The organism is Mesorhizobium sp. M0802, from assembly GCF_040320115.1.
GTDB lineage: Bacteria > Pseudomonadota > Alphaproteobacteria > Rhizobiales > Rhizobiaceae > Mesorhizobium.
Genome location: NZ_JAMYOY010000001.1, coordinates 441,593 through 454,147 on the forward strand (window position 1 = coordinate 441,593; position 12,555 = coordinate 454,147).

The following is a 12,555-nucleotide window of genomic DNA, read 5'->3' on the forward strand; positions in this document are numbered from 1 at the left end:
ACAATCGCACGCGCGGACCGTTCCCCAAGCGATCTTCACGCTCAGGATTTGCTCTTGTTGCAGCGACCGGATGAAATTCTCAACGAGGCTTCGCAAACGGTTGGTGACCCTCTTGAGCGCGACGCCGTAGGTGGGGAGCCAACTGGCGATCGCGCCATCCCGCGTCGTCTGGTTGTCGTCTCGAACAGGCTGGGGAACATTCGCGATCTGTCGCAAGCCGGCGGACTTGCTGTAGGCATCGGGGATGCGTTGGCCGAGCGTGGAGGCCTGTGGCTAGGAGCAAGCGCCGAGTATCAGGACTACGCCGCGAGCGACGAACCGCTGATCCGCTTGGAACGGGTGGGAAAGATCGAGACGGCTGCGCTTACCCTGCCCTATGAGGAGTATTCGCTCTATTACAATGGCTATGCCAACAGCACGCTGTGGCCGCTTTTTCATTACCGACTCGACCTGGTGAACCACCGGGCAGAGTTTCTACACGCCTACCGGCAGATCAATGCGCGGTTCGCGAAGGCGCTCGCAGGACTGCTGTCGGGCAACGACCACCTGGTGTGGGTTCACGACTACCACCTTATCCCCTTGGCCGCCCAGTTGCGGCGGCTGGGAGTCCGGAATCGGATCGGGTTTTTTCTTCACATACCGTTCCCGCCGCCCGACCTGTTTGTAGCCACGCCCGACCATGAAGAACTCATCGATGATCTGCTTCAATATGACGTCGTGGGGTTCCAGACCGAAACGGACGTGGGGAATTTCCGGCGCTCAGTGCAGGCGGCCAACTCCACTACTTTTGATATCAATGGTTCGGCTGAGATGAACCGCCGCACGGTGTTATCGAGGTGTTTTCCGATAGGCATCGACGTCGATTCAATCGCACGCATGGCCAATGAGGCGGCGGAGGATGTGCAGATCGATTCCATGCGCCGCCAGATTCTGGGCCTCAAGCAAATCATCGGCGTCGATCGGCTGGACTACTCCAAGGGTCTCCCCGGCCGCATGCAGGCTTTCGCGCGTCTTTTGGAAAGGCATCCGGAACACGAGCGGGCGGCAACCTATTTGCAGATTGCGTCGCCGACGCGCGAGGAGGTCAGCGCCTATGCCGACATCCGGGCCCAGCTTGAAGCAACCGCCGGCGCGGTCAACGGAAGATACGCGGATTTGGCTTGGACCCCGATCCGCTACATCCACCGTGCCGTATCACGCTCTCGGCTTGCTGGCCTGTTGCGCGCTAGCCAGGTCGGATTGGTCACACCCCTGCGTGACGGAATGAACCTCGTCGCCAAGGAATACATAGCCGCGCAGGACGAAGCCGACCCCGGAGTGCTGGTTTTGTCGCGTTTTGCAGGTGCGGCCGAAGAACTTGCCGAATCCTTGATCGTGAACCCGTATGCGGTCGACGAGGTTGCCGATGCGATCGCAAAAGCGCTCGCGATGCCGCTTGAGGAAAGAATTGCAAGGCATAGTGCACTGCTCAAGCGCATCAGGCGCAATGACGCAGCAGAATGGCGGCGGTCATTTCTCGCCACGCTCGCGGGCGAGAACTAGCGCCTGGCATCGATGCCTGAATCCGTCCGTGTGTCACGCGTCCCACACGGTCATAGCCCGGCCATAACCCGGCTTGCCTAGCAGTTCGAAAGGCCTTGAAGCTGATCATGTACCTTGTCAGCCCGCATCAGAAACTTTTCGCTCGTTGCCGGAAGCGCGATAGCCCGCCTCAATCGGTGGACTATCGAAGGTTCCACGGAACACACCGCCGGTCCGGTCGTTTGGGCTCTGATAGGAGATCTGCGATGACAAGGAACCCCACGCGAAAGGACAGTGATCTCTCTGAAAAAGAGGCAATCAAGTTGGCCGAAGTCACCGACGTGTCACCCGGGCAGGCCAAAGAGCTTGCAGCCGAGCACGGCAAAGACGGCGCCAAGAAGGAAGCAAGAAATTACAAGGCGGAGGGCTGACTATGGCGGCCAGTGGATCCGCAAACGACAGAGACGCACGAGCCACCCTCTACGCACAAGGAGTAATGGAAGCCGAGCGTAAAGCGCGGGAAGAGAAAACGGCGCGATTGCGCAAAGCCCGTTTGGCGCATGAGGCGGTCAATTCGCCTGCACCCGAGCAGAAACCGGCAGTGCCGGAAACGCCAAAGCGGGTCGCCAAACCAGGCAGCCGAAAAGCTGGAGAAGATTAGCTTCAGCTTTCTTCAGCTGTGCCGGTGGCCGGCGCCGGGAAAGAGCAGACCGTGCGGTCGATCTGCACGATAAATTTGTACTTCATCGAATGACACAAAGGAGTCCAGTGATGACGGAGCATGTGTCCCGGAAGGAAGAACAGCGTGGCACCCGAAATGTACTCGGCTGGGGCGTCGTCATTGCGGCTGTGATCTTCGTCGCACTGCTAGCCTTCTTTGTGTTCATACCCCTTTCAGGCGGATCGTGGCAGACATCGCGAGTAAAGCGCACCCCGGAACAGAACCAAGGCGGCAATGCCCCCGCCGAGACATCACCCGCGCCCGGCGTTAAAAAGAACCCGCAAGAAAATACCGAGATGCCAGGGCAGCAGTGATCGACCTTGGGCTGCGACCCAAGTTGGCCCTGATCTTCCTGGTCGTCTCATCGGCGTCATGATGGGATGAGGGCCTTTTTCTGGGCGCAGGAACCGCTGAGCTATTGAGACTGGGGTTTCGCCCACATCAAGCGCAGAAAGATTACCGCAGCAGCATGGGTCTGGCGAACGAGGCGATGACACCATCGTGGAACTCGAGGCAAATCAAGATGCCTAGCTGCAGGCCGTTCAGTTGGGATTTTTCAGCTGCTTTGACAACAGCAGTTGCTGCTGCAGCTCAAGGGCGAGCTTCAACAGCCGTTCAGGTGTTTCCTCTTCCGCGATTTCGTCGAGCAGCGCTGCGAGTGCGTCGCCCTCAACAGGATCGCGGAATGAGTCAGGTTTGGTTTGCGGAGGTTTGGCCACGAGGATTTCTAGCAGGAATGCGGCCGTATTTGCAAGACGAAGCGAAACGCTCTTGGGGGAGGGTGCCGCGGCGGGGGGCGGTCGACAGGGCGGCCTGCGGCAAACCATCGGACAATCTTAATTCATAATGCCAGACCTGTCGTTGCTGAGCACCTCCTCCATGAGTGTATTGAGCCATTCGCTCAAGGGAAGGTCATGCCGCGACAACCGCTCCTCCAGCGCCGCCTTCAATGTCCGTTCCACGAGGCGATCGGCCGCTTGTGGGTCGCCTAACAACAGCCGCGCGGACAGCCTCAGTTTTGGAAGAGCGCGGAAAACATTGTCTTCACCAAGCGCTGTTGATTGCGCGGCGAGAATCCCGGCAACCGTCCTGAACCCGGCCGGCTTGGAGAGGTTTTGGGTGTATCGGAACCGCTCCGGTAGGGTGATCTGATCGTTTCCGGAGAAGAATACGAACGGGATGCCTCTGTCCGTCAGCTCATCGGCGAGGGGAAAAACAGTCTCACCGTTGAGATCGATGTCCAGCACCGCCCCATCCGCTGAATCGATATATCGTCGAGCCCGGCTGACTGACGACACCGGCCCCAAAACGGTCGCCCCACAATCGCTGAAATAAGAGGCAAGTTCGCTTGCCAGCAAGAATTCGTCCTCGACGAGCAGAATTCGCATGCCTAATAACATAGCAGCCCTCCGGGCTTTAAACGGCGGTCGCGTCCATCGGTTCCGTGGCTATCGGCGGTGCGGGATGGGAATTCGACCAGGAACGGTTTACACATTGGATCGAAATCAGCGCTGCCGCGTTGCATTTCACTGAAGCAGGACAATTGATGCAAAAGCTGCCGAGGTTCCCCATAGTCGGTATTGGCGCCTCTGCGGGCGGCATTGCCGCCATGGAGGGATTTTTTCGCGGGATGCCGTCTTCGAGCGGGATGGCGTTCGTGATCGTCACGCATCTCAGCCCGGAACGGGAAAGTCTGCTGCACGAAGTGATTGCGCTTTACACCGGAATTCCGGTTCGTGTCGCTGAAGATGGAATGGGTATCCATCCTGACACCGTCTACGTGATGCCGCACAACGCGATCCTCACCATCGAAAATTCCAGCCTAAAGCTGCGCCAACCGAATTCCGTGTCCAGGGAGCGCAAGCCCATCGATATCTTCTTCAGCGCGCTGGCCGAGGATCAGGGCGAATACGCCGTCGGCGTCGTCCTGTCGGGCGGCGATTCAGACGGTACGTTGGGCATCAAGGCAATCAAGGAGAATGGCGGCCTGACGCTGGCGCAACTCTCCGATGAGTCGGGTCCGAGCAATCCCGACATGCCGCGCAGCGCGATCAGTTCCGGTCTGATCGATATCGCCATCCCAGCCGATGAGATGGGTGCGAAACTCATGGAATTTGCCCACAGCTTTGAACTGCTCGACGAGCTTGAAGCTGACGATGGCAAGGCCAGTGCTTTGAAACTCCGCAAGGGCCAGGAGGAAATCTACGCGATCCTGCGCAGCCATTCGGGACATGATTTCTCGGGCTACAAGGCCAAGACGTTCTTGCGTCGCGTCAGGCGACGCATGCAAATAACGCAGAACACCGCGATCGATGCCTATATAGAGTTGCTTCGTTCAAATGCGGAGGAAGTGCGGTCGCTGTTTCGCGACCTGCTGATCAACGTGACAAATTTCTTCCGCGACACGGACGCTTTCAAGACCCTGGAAGAAACCGTCATCCCCAAACTTTTCGAAGGCAAGGACGCCAACGATACGATCCGCGTCTGGGTGCCCGGCTGCGCAACCGGCGAGGAAGTCTTCTCGATCGGAATGCTGATGCGCGAGCATATGGATACACTTTCGGCTGTGCCGCGCATCCAGATTTTCGCCACGGACATCGATGACGCGGCGCTGGGCATCGCACGTTCGGCGCGCTATCCGGAGTCATTGCTTGCGGGCGTTTCGCCTGGACGTCGCGAACGCTTCTTCAGCAATGACGGCACAAGTTTCATCTTGAGCAAGAGCGTACGTGATCTCTGCATCTTCTCGGCGCACAGCGTCATCCGCGATCCACCCTTCTCGCGCATGGACATGGTGTCGTGCCGGAACCTGCTGATCTATTTCGGCCCCGATGTGCAAAAGCAGGTTATTCCGACCTTCCACTATTCGCTGAAGCCCGGTGGCTATCTGTTCCTTGGCACCTCCGAAAGCATAAGCCAGCATGCCGACCTGTTTGCACCGGTCGACAAGAAACAACGGATCTTCAAGGCACGAGAACATTCGGCGCCGCCGCGGCTGCCGATCTTGTTGAATGCTGCGCCTGCAACCAACTTTTCCAGCGCCAATGACACACATGCCCGCCGCGGCTTGTCTTATTCCCTAAGGCAAACCGTTGAAGCGCAGGTTCTCGAACGCTTCGCTCCGGCTCACGTCGTCGTCAATGGTGATGGAGATGTCGTCTATTACTCGGTCCGAACCGGCAAATATCTCGAGCCGCCGCAAGGGGTGCCGAGCAGACAATTGCTCACAATGGCACGCAGCGGCCTGCGTCTGGAATTGCGCGGCGCTTTGCGGGAAGCCGCCGAGGGCCGGCGCACGGTTGTGCGCGAAGCGATAGCCATTGAAGAAGATGAAGATCGTGTCCAATTCGTCACATTGACGATCGAGCCCTTGACTGATCGCGGCAGCGGCGAGCCGCTGTTTCTCGTCCTGTTCGAGCCGGTGGGCCAGCCGCAGCCGCGGCTGGAGGCTCTAAAGGTTCGACAGCCGGTGGCATCTGGGATTGCTGATTTCGAACGCGAGCTCCGCGATACGCGCGAGCGCCTGCAATCGACGATCGAAGAATATGAGACCGCGTTGGAGGAGTTGAAATCTTCCAATGAGGAACTCGTCTCGGTCAACGAAGAAGCCCAGTCCTCCAATGAGGAGCTCGAGGCCTCCAAGGAAGAAATGCAGTCCCTCAATGAGGAATTGAACACCATCAATGCCGAACTGGTTTCCAAGATCGAGGATCTCGATCGTGCCAACAGCGATCTGAAGAACCTGTTCGAGAGCACACAGATCGCGACTGTTTTTCTCGATACCAAGCTGGTTATCCGCAGCTTCACGCCGGCGGCGTCTTCGTTCTTCAACTTGCTGCCGACCGACATCGGAAGACCGCTGACCGATCTTGCCAGCCGGCTCGATTATCCGCATCTGCGCGACCATATTGCCCAGGTTTTCAGGGCCGGCGAGATGATCGAGCACCAGCTGCCGCGCGATAGCAACGGCATCCACTATCTCGTGCGGCTGATCCCCTACCGCGACAGCGCGCGGAAAATCCAGGGCGTGGTGGTGACCTTTGTCGATGTGACGACCATGGCTGAAGCCGAAGCCCACCAGCGGGTATTGATCTCGGAACTCAACCATCGGGTCAAGAACATGCTGGCTGTTACGGTCAGCATTGCCAGTCAGACCCTGAAAAATGCTCCCTCTTCGGAGGCTTTCGCCGAAGCGCTCATCGGTCGCCTGCGCGCCATGGCGCGGGCCTACGGAGTGCTCTCGCGCGAAAGCTGGAAAGAGGTCTCGGTAGAGGAAATCGTGCGGCAGGAAGTCGAGCCGTTCGGGCTGGAACGCATCAACACCACAGGCGAGGACATTCGGCTCAAGCCTCAGCAGGGCCTGTCGCTTGGCATGGTGATCCATGAACTTGCCACGAATGCTGGAAAATATGGCGCCTTGTCCGTGCCAAACGGCGTGGTGTCCGTGACTTGGTCGGCGTCGGATCACGGTTTTCAGCTTGAATGGTTAGAAAGCGGCGGTCCCGCTGTCAGTCCGCCTGAGAAGACGGGATTTGGTCTTTCGCTGGTGAAGGGCGAAATTGAGTATCGGCTTGGCGGAAATTTTGAAACATCTTTCGGTTCCGATGGTTTGAGCTTGCGGATTGAGTTTCCGTTTGATCATCGGGAGAGCGAAACGTGACTGCATCTCGTATCCTTATCGTCGAAGATGAATGGCTGGTCGCGGAGGAGCACCGCGCAATTCTGGAAGAGGCCGGCTTCGCCATCGCCGGGCCAGTGCCGTCCGTTGCTCGCGCGAAAAAGCTGATCGAGAGTGAAGTCATATCTGCCGCGGTCCTGGACATTGGTCTCGGCGGCGAGACCAGCGCTGCCCTTGTCCCTCTTCTAGCGCAACGCGGAATTCCGTTTGTTTTCGTCAGTGGGTACACGGCATCCGACATCCCGCAAGATTTGCGTCATCACAAGATGCTGTCAAAACCCGTGTGGGCTGCTGCGCTGGTCGAGGCCGTGCGAAATATGCTCGGTGTTCAACCGACAGCTTTGGCAAGACACCAGGACAGCGGAACGGTGCCAACCCAACGAGAAGCCCGGTAACTGCACAAAGACACTGGTTTTTCATCAGATATGCGACGACATTCGGGTCCAGGCCCGAGACGGCGTCGCCGGCAAGTGCCTGCGATCCGGCCGGCACGATTGGCATGCTCCCGGTCTGGCGTACTCCAGCGCTGGGCGAAACTTCGCCACGGCGCGACGATTGGTCAGGCGATGAGCCTATCAAACGACGGGCAGTTCGCCCTCGGTTTGCCTCGCGTCGAATAGGACGCCAAGGCCGTAAGTGACGGCGCCAGCGGCTATCATCTCTGCCAACGCTGCGCTTGACACCGGGCAATGCGGCATGACCGCCTTGATCGCGAGTTCGGCATTCGCGATCGACACGAAATCGTGCCGTCGCTTACGGGTCTCCAGATATTGTTCGATCAACATCTGCAGTCGCCTTCTTTCTATTTCATCGCCAGCCATTGGTTCCTCCTGTAGACAGTCTGAAAGCCCACCACGCCTAAGGAGCGGTGGGCCTGGCGGCCCTTTTTGAGGACCGTTGACTCGAGTGAGGCGGGCAGCGTTGCTGACCAGGATGTCGAACCGCCGAGGGGCGTTGCTGCTTCATCGACCAGCTTTCTGCAAAAGGCCTCATTGCGGATATCGCCGGCAAGCGTTTTGACCTGCCGCTTTTATTAGGTCCACCAGTTCGTCGGCGTCTTCCTGTTCTTCGGGGAGATAGCCGAAAGCGACGTCCGCACGCTCGCGCGCGAATGCAATCGCCGCCGCACGACCAATTCCGGAATCGCCGCCGGTTATCAGCGCTTTGCGACCGGCAAGCCTGCCTGATCCCTTGTAGGTCGTTTCGCCGTGATCCGGGCGTGGCACCATCTTGGTGGCCAAACCCGGCCACTTCTGTTCCTGTGGCTTGAACGGCGGCTGGGGATATTGCGTCACCGGATTCTGTTTGAGCATCGGGCTCGCAGGGCCTGCTTTAGCAGGCACTGTTCCCGTATCGGCTGACGCCGTGGAAGCATAAGCGACGAGAATTCCTCCCGCCATGCTTCCGACGACAAGTCTACGCGCTGCGTCTGGTACATTGTCATGCTGGTCGTGGTTCATCATGGGCTCGCTTTGACGGCAGGTGACCGTTACGGAAGTGGCACCTAACCGGCCGTCGACGCGAATGTTCCCTTGTGATTGCAGTGAGTGTCGGTCGCCTTGCCCGTCTTTGCTGTGAGGCCGCGTCACGACTTTGATGCAGCCATCCTGCTTGTCGCGGAACGTCTTGTAGAGATCCGGCCCTGCTTTCAGATCGGCCCGGTGGGTAATCACAAGGAGGGATCGATTGCGGCGCTCTGGACCATGGCCAAAAGAGGTTCGAGGCAGCGTTGCGTATGCGTCTGGCCCATCCGGAAAGCCGGTCTCTTATTCATCGCCGCGCCAGACGGGATGTGATCGACCAGGCCAACACAGACGCCGTGGGGACCGAGATGGTGCCGTCCTTGCGGCAGCGATTGACTGCGTCGCGCAGCACATGCGGTCTCTGCGAATGCCAGCCCGTTTGATGGCGCGAAATATTGGCTCAGTCGCTGGACGCCGACCCCGGCTCGGCCATCCTACGGTGCTGTTCGGCCAAAGTGCCTGCCGGCGTGACATGCGCGGCGGCAACCTGCAGCTTGTTTTTCCAACCGCTGACGACCTGTTCATCACCGGCCATCATCGCCTCGTAACCCGTTTTGGCGACATCGGCCGGATTGCCCTTTTCATCGGTGCCGATCTTGGTATCCATCATTTCAGCGCGCTCGAAGAATCGCGTCTGCGTAGGGCCAGGCATCAGCACGGTGACCGTCACCCCGCTATCTTTCAGCTCATGGCGGAGCGCGATCGAGAAGGAATCGATGAACGCCTTCGTGCCGTTGTAGACGGCCTGGAATGTGCCGGGCATGAAGCCGGCGATCGATCCGGTGAACAGGATGCGCCCGCGACCTCGCCGGGCCATCTTGGCGCAGAGCTCATGCGCCAGATAGACCGTTCCGGTGACATTGGTGTCGATGATCCGGCGGACTTTTCGCCAGTCCTGGTCGACGAAGCCGTTGCCGAGCCCGCGTCCCGCATTGAGAAACAACAGGTCGATATCGCGATCGCCGATCTGGGAGATCAACCGATCGGCGCCCTCGACGGTCGCCAGATCGGCCTCAATGGCTTCGACCGTTACATTGTGGGTCTCAAGTGCCTCTGCCGCCTGCCGGATAGCCGGCTCGTCGGCGGCGATGATCAGGTCGTAACCGTCTTTAGCGCACAGCTTTGCGAGTTCCCTTCCGATGCCACTCGAGGCGCCGGTCACCACAGCGAGTTTGGCGTCCGTCATCATATCCTCCATCTTCGTGCCATCGGAACCACGAGTGGGCACAATTGTTCCGCGGCGTTTGGGCTGGATTGGTCGTGCGCTGTCATGACGGTCAGGCGACGGTCGTCATCGCGGTCGTCGCGCGCATTCATGGATGGGCCGTTGCGACAAAAACCGTTCTACGCCATGAGAACTCGCCATGGCCTACCTTCAAAAAGGCCCCCCAAACGCATGGATTGAGTACTCAGAACGGATCAGTTGAAGTTGGAACAAGTGGCCCGGTTGGAAGTTCGAACCGTGCAGCGTTGTTGCCCTCCCATGTTGATGCTGCGCGATCGGGTCATCCCCTCAGCCCGATCTGCCCGCGCTTCTCCGCGCCAAAGAGAAGCGCGGGCCCCCCTCTTTTAACGGCTGTCCGGGATGGAGCGTTTTGTTACGTTGGACTAGCCGACCTCACAGGCTCGTCGTCGGTTTCGTTTGACGAGCTCTCCGAGCGCTCTAGATCATTGATGCCGGACGCAGTTGGTTCGGGCCGGGGAGGAAATCCGCGTGGCGCATCCAACGCGCGCTGTACCCCATAACGACCGTCATTTTCCGGTTGGCTGCCTGTGCTTGCTTCTGATTCTAGCCGGGTTGGCCGGATGCTCGTCTTCCAATCAGGTGGCGCAGCAATCACGAACAGCGGCCTCCGCGGCACAGACCGTATCGATGGTACTGGATGCCTGGGTGGAGGGAGCGGCACCGTCCGCCTATGCCACGGCCGCACTGCACTCGGTCGGAAAAACGCTGGCCGATGTCGAGGCGCAAATTCGATCGGCCGAGACCGCTGAACCAGCCGGGCGAGCAGGACTGACGGCAGCAGTCAACAGTTTGTCGGTGGCGGTGGCGCATGCCGAGGCGGGATTGCAGGTGAACAATCGCACTGAGGTGAAAAGCGCACAACAGGATCTTCGGGCGGCCATGCGCTCGCTCGCCGCCGCTTACACCAGCGCTTTCGGACCAAAGCCGTGAAGAAGCTTCTGGAAATATCGCTTGGCGTCGTCACCAGTGTCGGAGGTTTCCTCGAAGTCGGGTCGATGGCTACGGCGGCGCAGGCGGGTGCCGCCTTCCGATTCCAGCTGATCTGGGCCATAGTTCTCGGCACCATATGCATCATCTTTTTGGTTGAAATGGCCGGTCGGTTCGCCGCGATGAGCCATCACACGATCTCAGAGGGCATTCGTGAAAGATTTGGGTTCAACGTCTTCCTATGGCCGTTGCTCGTCGTCCTTCTCGTCAATTTCATGGTGCTGTCCGCTGAGATCGGCGGTGTGGCCATCGCACTCGAACTTGCCACCGGCATAGGCTTCCAGTGGTGGGCACTGCCGGTGGCGTTGCTGGCATGGCTGCTGCTGTGGAAAGGCACGTTTGGCTTTATCGAGAAAGGCATTTCGGTCCTCGGCCTCGTGACGCTGTGCTTCGTGGTTGGTGCGGTGATGTTAAAGCCCGACTGGACAGCGGTCGCTGGCAGCGCCGTGCCCTCGCTGCCGGCTCACGATGCCATCAATTACTGGTTCATGGCGGCCAGCATTCTCGGCGCCTCGATATCGCCTTATCTTTTCATGTTTTATTCCTCGGGAGCTATCGAGGACAAATGGGATGAAAGCCACCTTGGAGCCAATCGTGCCATCGCCGGGCTGGGCATGACCTTCGGTGGGACCATTTCGATCGCCGTGTTGATCGTCGCTGCTCTCGTTCTCGCGACGCACGGCATCGACCAGGTGGACGACTATCACCAACTGCCGTTGATGCTGATCCCTATATTCGGCTTCTGGGGGTTCGTTCTATTCGTTGCCTCGCTAGCCATTGCCTGTTTCGGCGCCGCACTCGAAGTCGGGTTGCAACAGGCATATCTGGTGGCACAGGGCTTTGGCTGGACGTGGGGTGAGGATCGAAAGCCGCGCGATGATCCGGGCTTCAGTGCCGTCTATACGGCATCATTGTTTTTGGCCGCCATTCCGATCGTGCTTGGCCTCGACCCACTGAGGCTGACCATCTTTTCCATGGCGGTAACGGCGGCGAGCCTTCCGCTGACGGTAGTTCCATTTCTCTTCCTGCTGAATGACGAACGCTATGTCGGCGAACATCGCAACGGCATCATTTCGAATGCCGCCGTTATCTTCATTATCGCGCTTGCCTTCGTGCTCGCCGTGGTGACGATTCCGCTGCAGATATTCGGAGGCACATGATGGAATTGATGCGTGATCTCCTGGACAAGCAGGTGTTCGACCGCCGGCGGGTCAAGATCGGCAAGGTCGACGGAGTGGTGGCCGAGTTGCGGCGGGGCAAACCACCAAGGATTGTCGCGATAGAACTCGGCTCCATCACTTTGGCGCGCCGCCTTGGCGCGCGGCCCGGGGAATGGATGGCGCAACTGGCGACGAGGGTGGGTGGCAAACGCCACGCCGAGCCACACAGGATTGCGTCGAAAAAGGTGCAGGACAACGGGCTCGACATCGAATGTGACATCGAGGTGGGCGAGACGTCGATTTTCGCCTGGCAGGACTGGTTGCGCGATCATGTCATCGGGCGCATCCCAGGAGCGTGATGATGAGGACAGTCAACCTCGAACATCTTGCCGGGCGACGCGTGCTCTCGCAGCGTGGAAAGAGCATCGGTCACATCGAAGAGATTCTCGCCGAACAGCGTGGCGACGAGCTCGTCGTTACTGAATTCCACGTTGGCATCTACGCCGCGTTCGAGCGTCTGTCGGCTTCGACCATCGGCGTCGCGATGCTCGACCTGTTTCGGCTGCGCCGTCGCGACGGCCTGTACCGCATTCCCTGGGATAAACTCGATATCTCCGATCCGGCGCGACCGCGGCTGCTATGCCCGATGACCGAGCTTCCCGGATGGAAAGGGCAAAAGGACCTTCGGGAGTAGATGGCTACGGCTGGGAGCCGGCGTT

The 12,555-nt window shown here is 59.1% G+C and carries 13 protein-coding genes and 1 pseudogene; 9 read left to right on the forward strand and 5 right to left on the reverse strand.

Going from position 1 to position 12,555, the window contains the following annotated elements; all coding sequences use genetic code 11:
* The first annotated feature begins 54 nt into the window (after positions 1–54).
* The 3 genes from NKI10_RS02160 (at position 55) to NKI10_RS02170 (ending at position 2,556) form a co-directional block, all read left to right on the forward strand.
* Positions 55–1,542 (forward strand): alpha,alpha-trehalose-phosphate synthase (UDP-forming), encoded by a 1,488-nt coding sequence (locus tag NKI10_RS02160; protein WP_352858305.1) that lies wholly within the window; start codon positions 55–57, stop codon positions 1,540–1,542.
* 245 nt (positions 1,543–1,787) lie between these two features.
* Positions 1,788–1,952, forward strand: coding sequence for a hypothetical protein (locus tag NKI10_RS02165; RefSeq protein ID WP_023668056.1), 165 nt, complete (start codon positions 1,788–1,790; stop codon positions 1,950–1,952).
* Positions 1,953–2,292: 340 nt separating this feature from the next.
* A complete protein-coding gene (locus NKI10_RS02170) occupies positions 2,293–2,556 on the forward strand; it encodes a hypothetical protein (RefSeq protein WP_352858308.1) in 264 nt (87 codons plus the stop codon).
* A 228-nt stretch (positions 2,557–2,784) separates the two neighbouring features.
* On the opposite strand, the gene NKI10_RS02175 is transcribed toward NKI10_RS02170, so the two are convergent.
* Positions 2,785–2,961 (reverse strand): hypothetical protein, encoded by a 177-nt coding sequence (locus NKI10_RS02175; protein WP_023681160.1) that lies wholly within the window; start codon positions 2,959–2,961, stop codon positions 2,785–2,787.
* Positions 2,962–3,078: 117 nt separating this feature from the next.
* On the reverse strand, positions 3,079–3,630 hold the full coding sequence (locus tag NKI10_RS02180) for a response regulator (protein ID WP_352787380.1): 552 nt from the start codon (positions 3,628–3,630) through the stop codon (positions 3,079–3,081).
* Positions 3,631–3,788: 158 nt separating this feature from the next.
* Between NKI10_RS02180 and NKI10_RS02185 the strand changes: the two genes are divergently transcribed.
* Both NKI10_RS02185 and NKI10_RS02190 read left to right on the forward strand, forming a co-directional pair.
* On the forward strand, positions 3,789–6,902 hold the full coding sequence (locus tag NKI10_RS02185; protein WP_023729494.1) for a CheR family methyltransferase: 3,114 nt from the start codon (positions 3,789–3,791) through the stop codon (positions 6,900–6,902).
* On the forward strand, positions 6,899–7,315 hold the full coding sequence (locus NKI10_RS02190) for a response regulator (RefSeq protein WP_023804850.1): 417 nt from the start codon (positions 6,899–6,901) through the stop codon (positions 7,313–7,315). The genes NKI10_RS02185 and NKI10_RS02190 overlap by 4 nt, the downstream gene beginning before the upstream one ends.
* A 180-nt stretch (positions 7,316–7,495) precedes the next feature.
* Here NKI10_RS02190 and NKI10_RS02195 read toward each other — a convergent pair whose 3' ends face one another.
* The 3 genes and pseudogenes from NKI10_RS02195 to NKI10_RS02205 form a co-directional block, all read right to left on the reverse strand.
* Positions 7,496–7,741 (reverse strand): hypothetical protein, encoded by a 246-nt coding sequence (locus NKI10_RS02195; protein ID WP_023687844.1) that lies wholly within the window; start codon positions 7,739–7,741, stop codon positions 7,496–7,498.
* 90 nt (positions 7,742–7,831) lie between these two features.
* A pseudogene (locus NKI10_RS02200) lies at positions 7,832–8,233 on the reverse strand (SDR family NAD(P)-dependent oxidoreductase); the annotation flags it as partial.
* Between the two features lie 610 nt (positions 8,234–8,843).
* On the reverse strand, positions 8,844–9,629 hold the full coding sequence (locus NKI10_RS02205; RefSeq protein ID WP_031194922.1) for an SDR family NAD(P)-dependent oxidoreductase: 786 nt from the start codon (positions 9,627–9,629) through the stop codon (positions 8,844–8,846).
* A 528-nt stretch (positions 9,630–10,157) separates the two neighbouring features.
* Between NKI10_RS02205 and NKI10_RS02210 the strand changes: the two genes are divergently transcribed.
* From NKI10_RS02210 to NKI10_RS02225, 4 genes are read left to right on the forward strand one after another with little or no spacing between them, the layout of a single operon-like run.
* Positions 10,158–10,619: a hypothetical protein gene (locus tag NKI10_RS02210; RefSeq protein WP_155923926.1), complete on the forward strand. Its 462-nt coding sequence runs from the start codon at positions 10,158–10,160 to the stop codon at positions 10,617–10,619.
* Positions 10,616–11,836 (forward strand): NRAMP family divalent metal transporter, encoded by a 1,221-nt coding sequence (locus tag NKI10_RS02215; protein WP_352812068.1) that lies wholly within the window; start codon positions 10,616–10,618, stop codon positions 11,834–11,836. Before NKI10_RS02210 ends, NKI10_RS02215 begins: the two co-directional genes overlap by 4 nt.
* Positions 11,833–12,195, forward strand: coding sequence for a hypothetical protein (locus tag NKI10_RS02220; RefSeq protein WP_352858314.1), 363 nt, complete (start codon positions 11,833–11,835; stop codon positions 12,193–12,195). The genes NKI10_RS02215 and NKI10_RS02220 overlap by 4 nt, the downstream gene beginning before the upstream one ends.
* Positions 12,196–12,197: 2 nt before the next feature.
* Positions 12,198–12,530, forward strand: a complete 333-nt coding sequence (locus NKI10_RS02225; RefSeq protein ID WP_023830856.1) for a hypothetical protein — start codon at positions 12,198–12,200, stop codon at positions 12,528–12,530.
* Positions 12,531–12,555: the final 25 nt, after the last annotated feature.

Bases quoted from the DNA above. Each gene is read 5' to 3' on its own strand.
- NKI10_RS02220 (WP_352858314.1), top strand. From the start codon at position 11,833: ATGATGGAATTGATGCGTGATCTCCTGGACAAGCAGGTGTTCGACCGC.
- NKI10_RS02170 (WP_352858308.1), top strand. From the start codon at position 2,293: ATGACGGAGCATGTGTCCCGGAAGGAAGAACAGCGTGGCACCCGAAAT.
- NKI10_RS02205 (WP_031194922.1), bottom strand. From the start codon at position 9,629: ATGACGGACGCCAAACTCGCTGTGGTGACCGGCGCCTCGAGTGGCATC.
- NKI10_RS02225 (WP_023830856.1), top strand. From the start codon at position 12,198: ATGAGGACAGTCAACCTCGAACATCTTGCCGGGCGACGCGTGCTCTCG.
- NKI10_RS02185 (WP_023729494.1), top strand. From the start codon at position 3,789: ATGCAAAAGCTGCCGAGGTTCCCCATAGTCGGTATTGGCGCCTCTGCG.
- NKI10_RS02180 (WP_352787380.1), bottom strand. From the start codon at position 3,630: ATGCGAATTCTGCTCGTCGAGGACGAATTCTTGCTGGCAAGCGAACTT.
- NKI10_RS02195 (WP_023687844.1), bottom strand. From the start codon at position 7,741: ATGGCTGGCGATGAAATAGAAAGAAGGCGACTGCAGATGTTGATCGAA.
- NKI10_RS02165 (WP_023668056.1), top strand. From the start codon at position 1,788: ATGACAAGGAACCCCACGCGAAAGGACAGTGATCTCTCTGAAAAAGAG.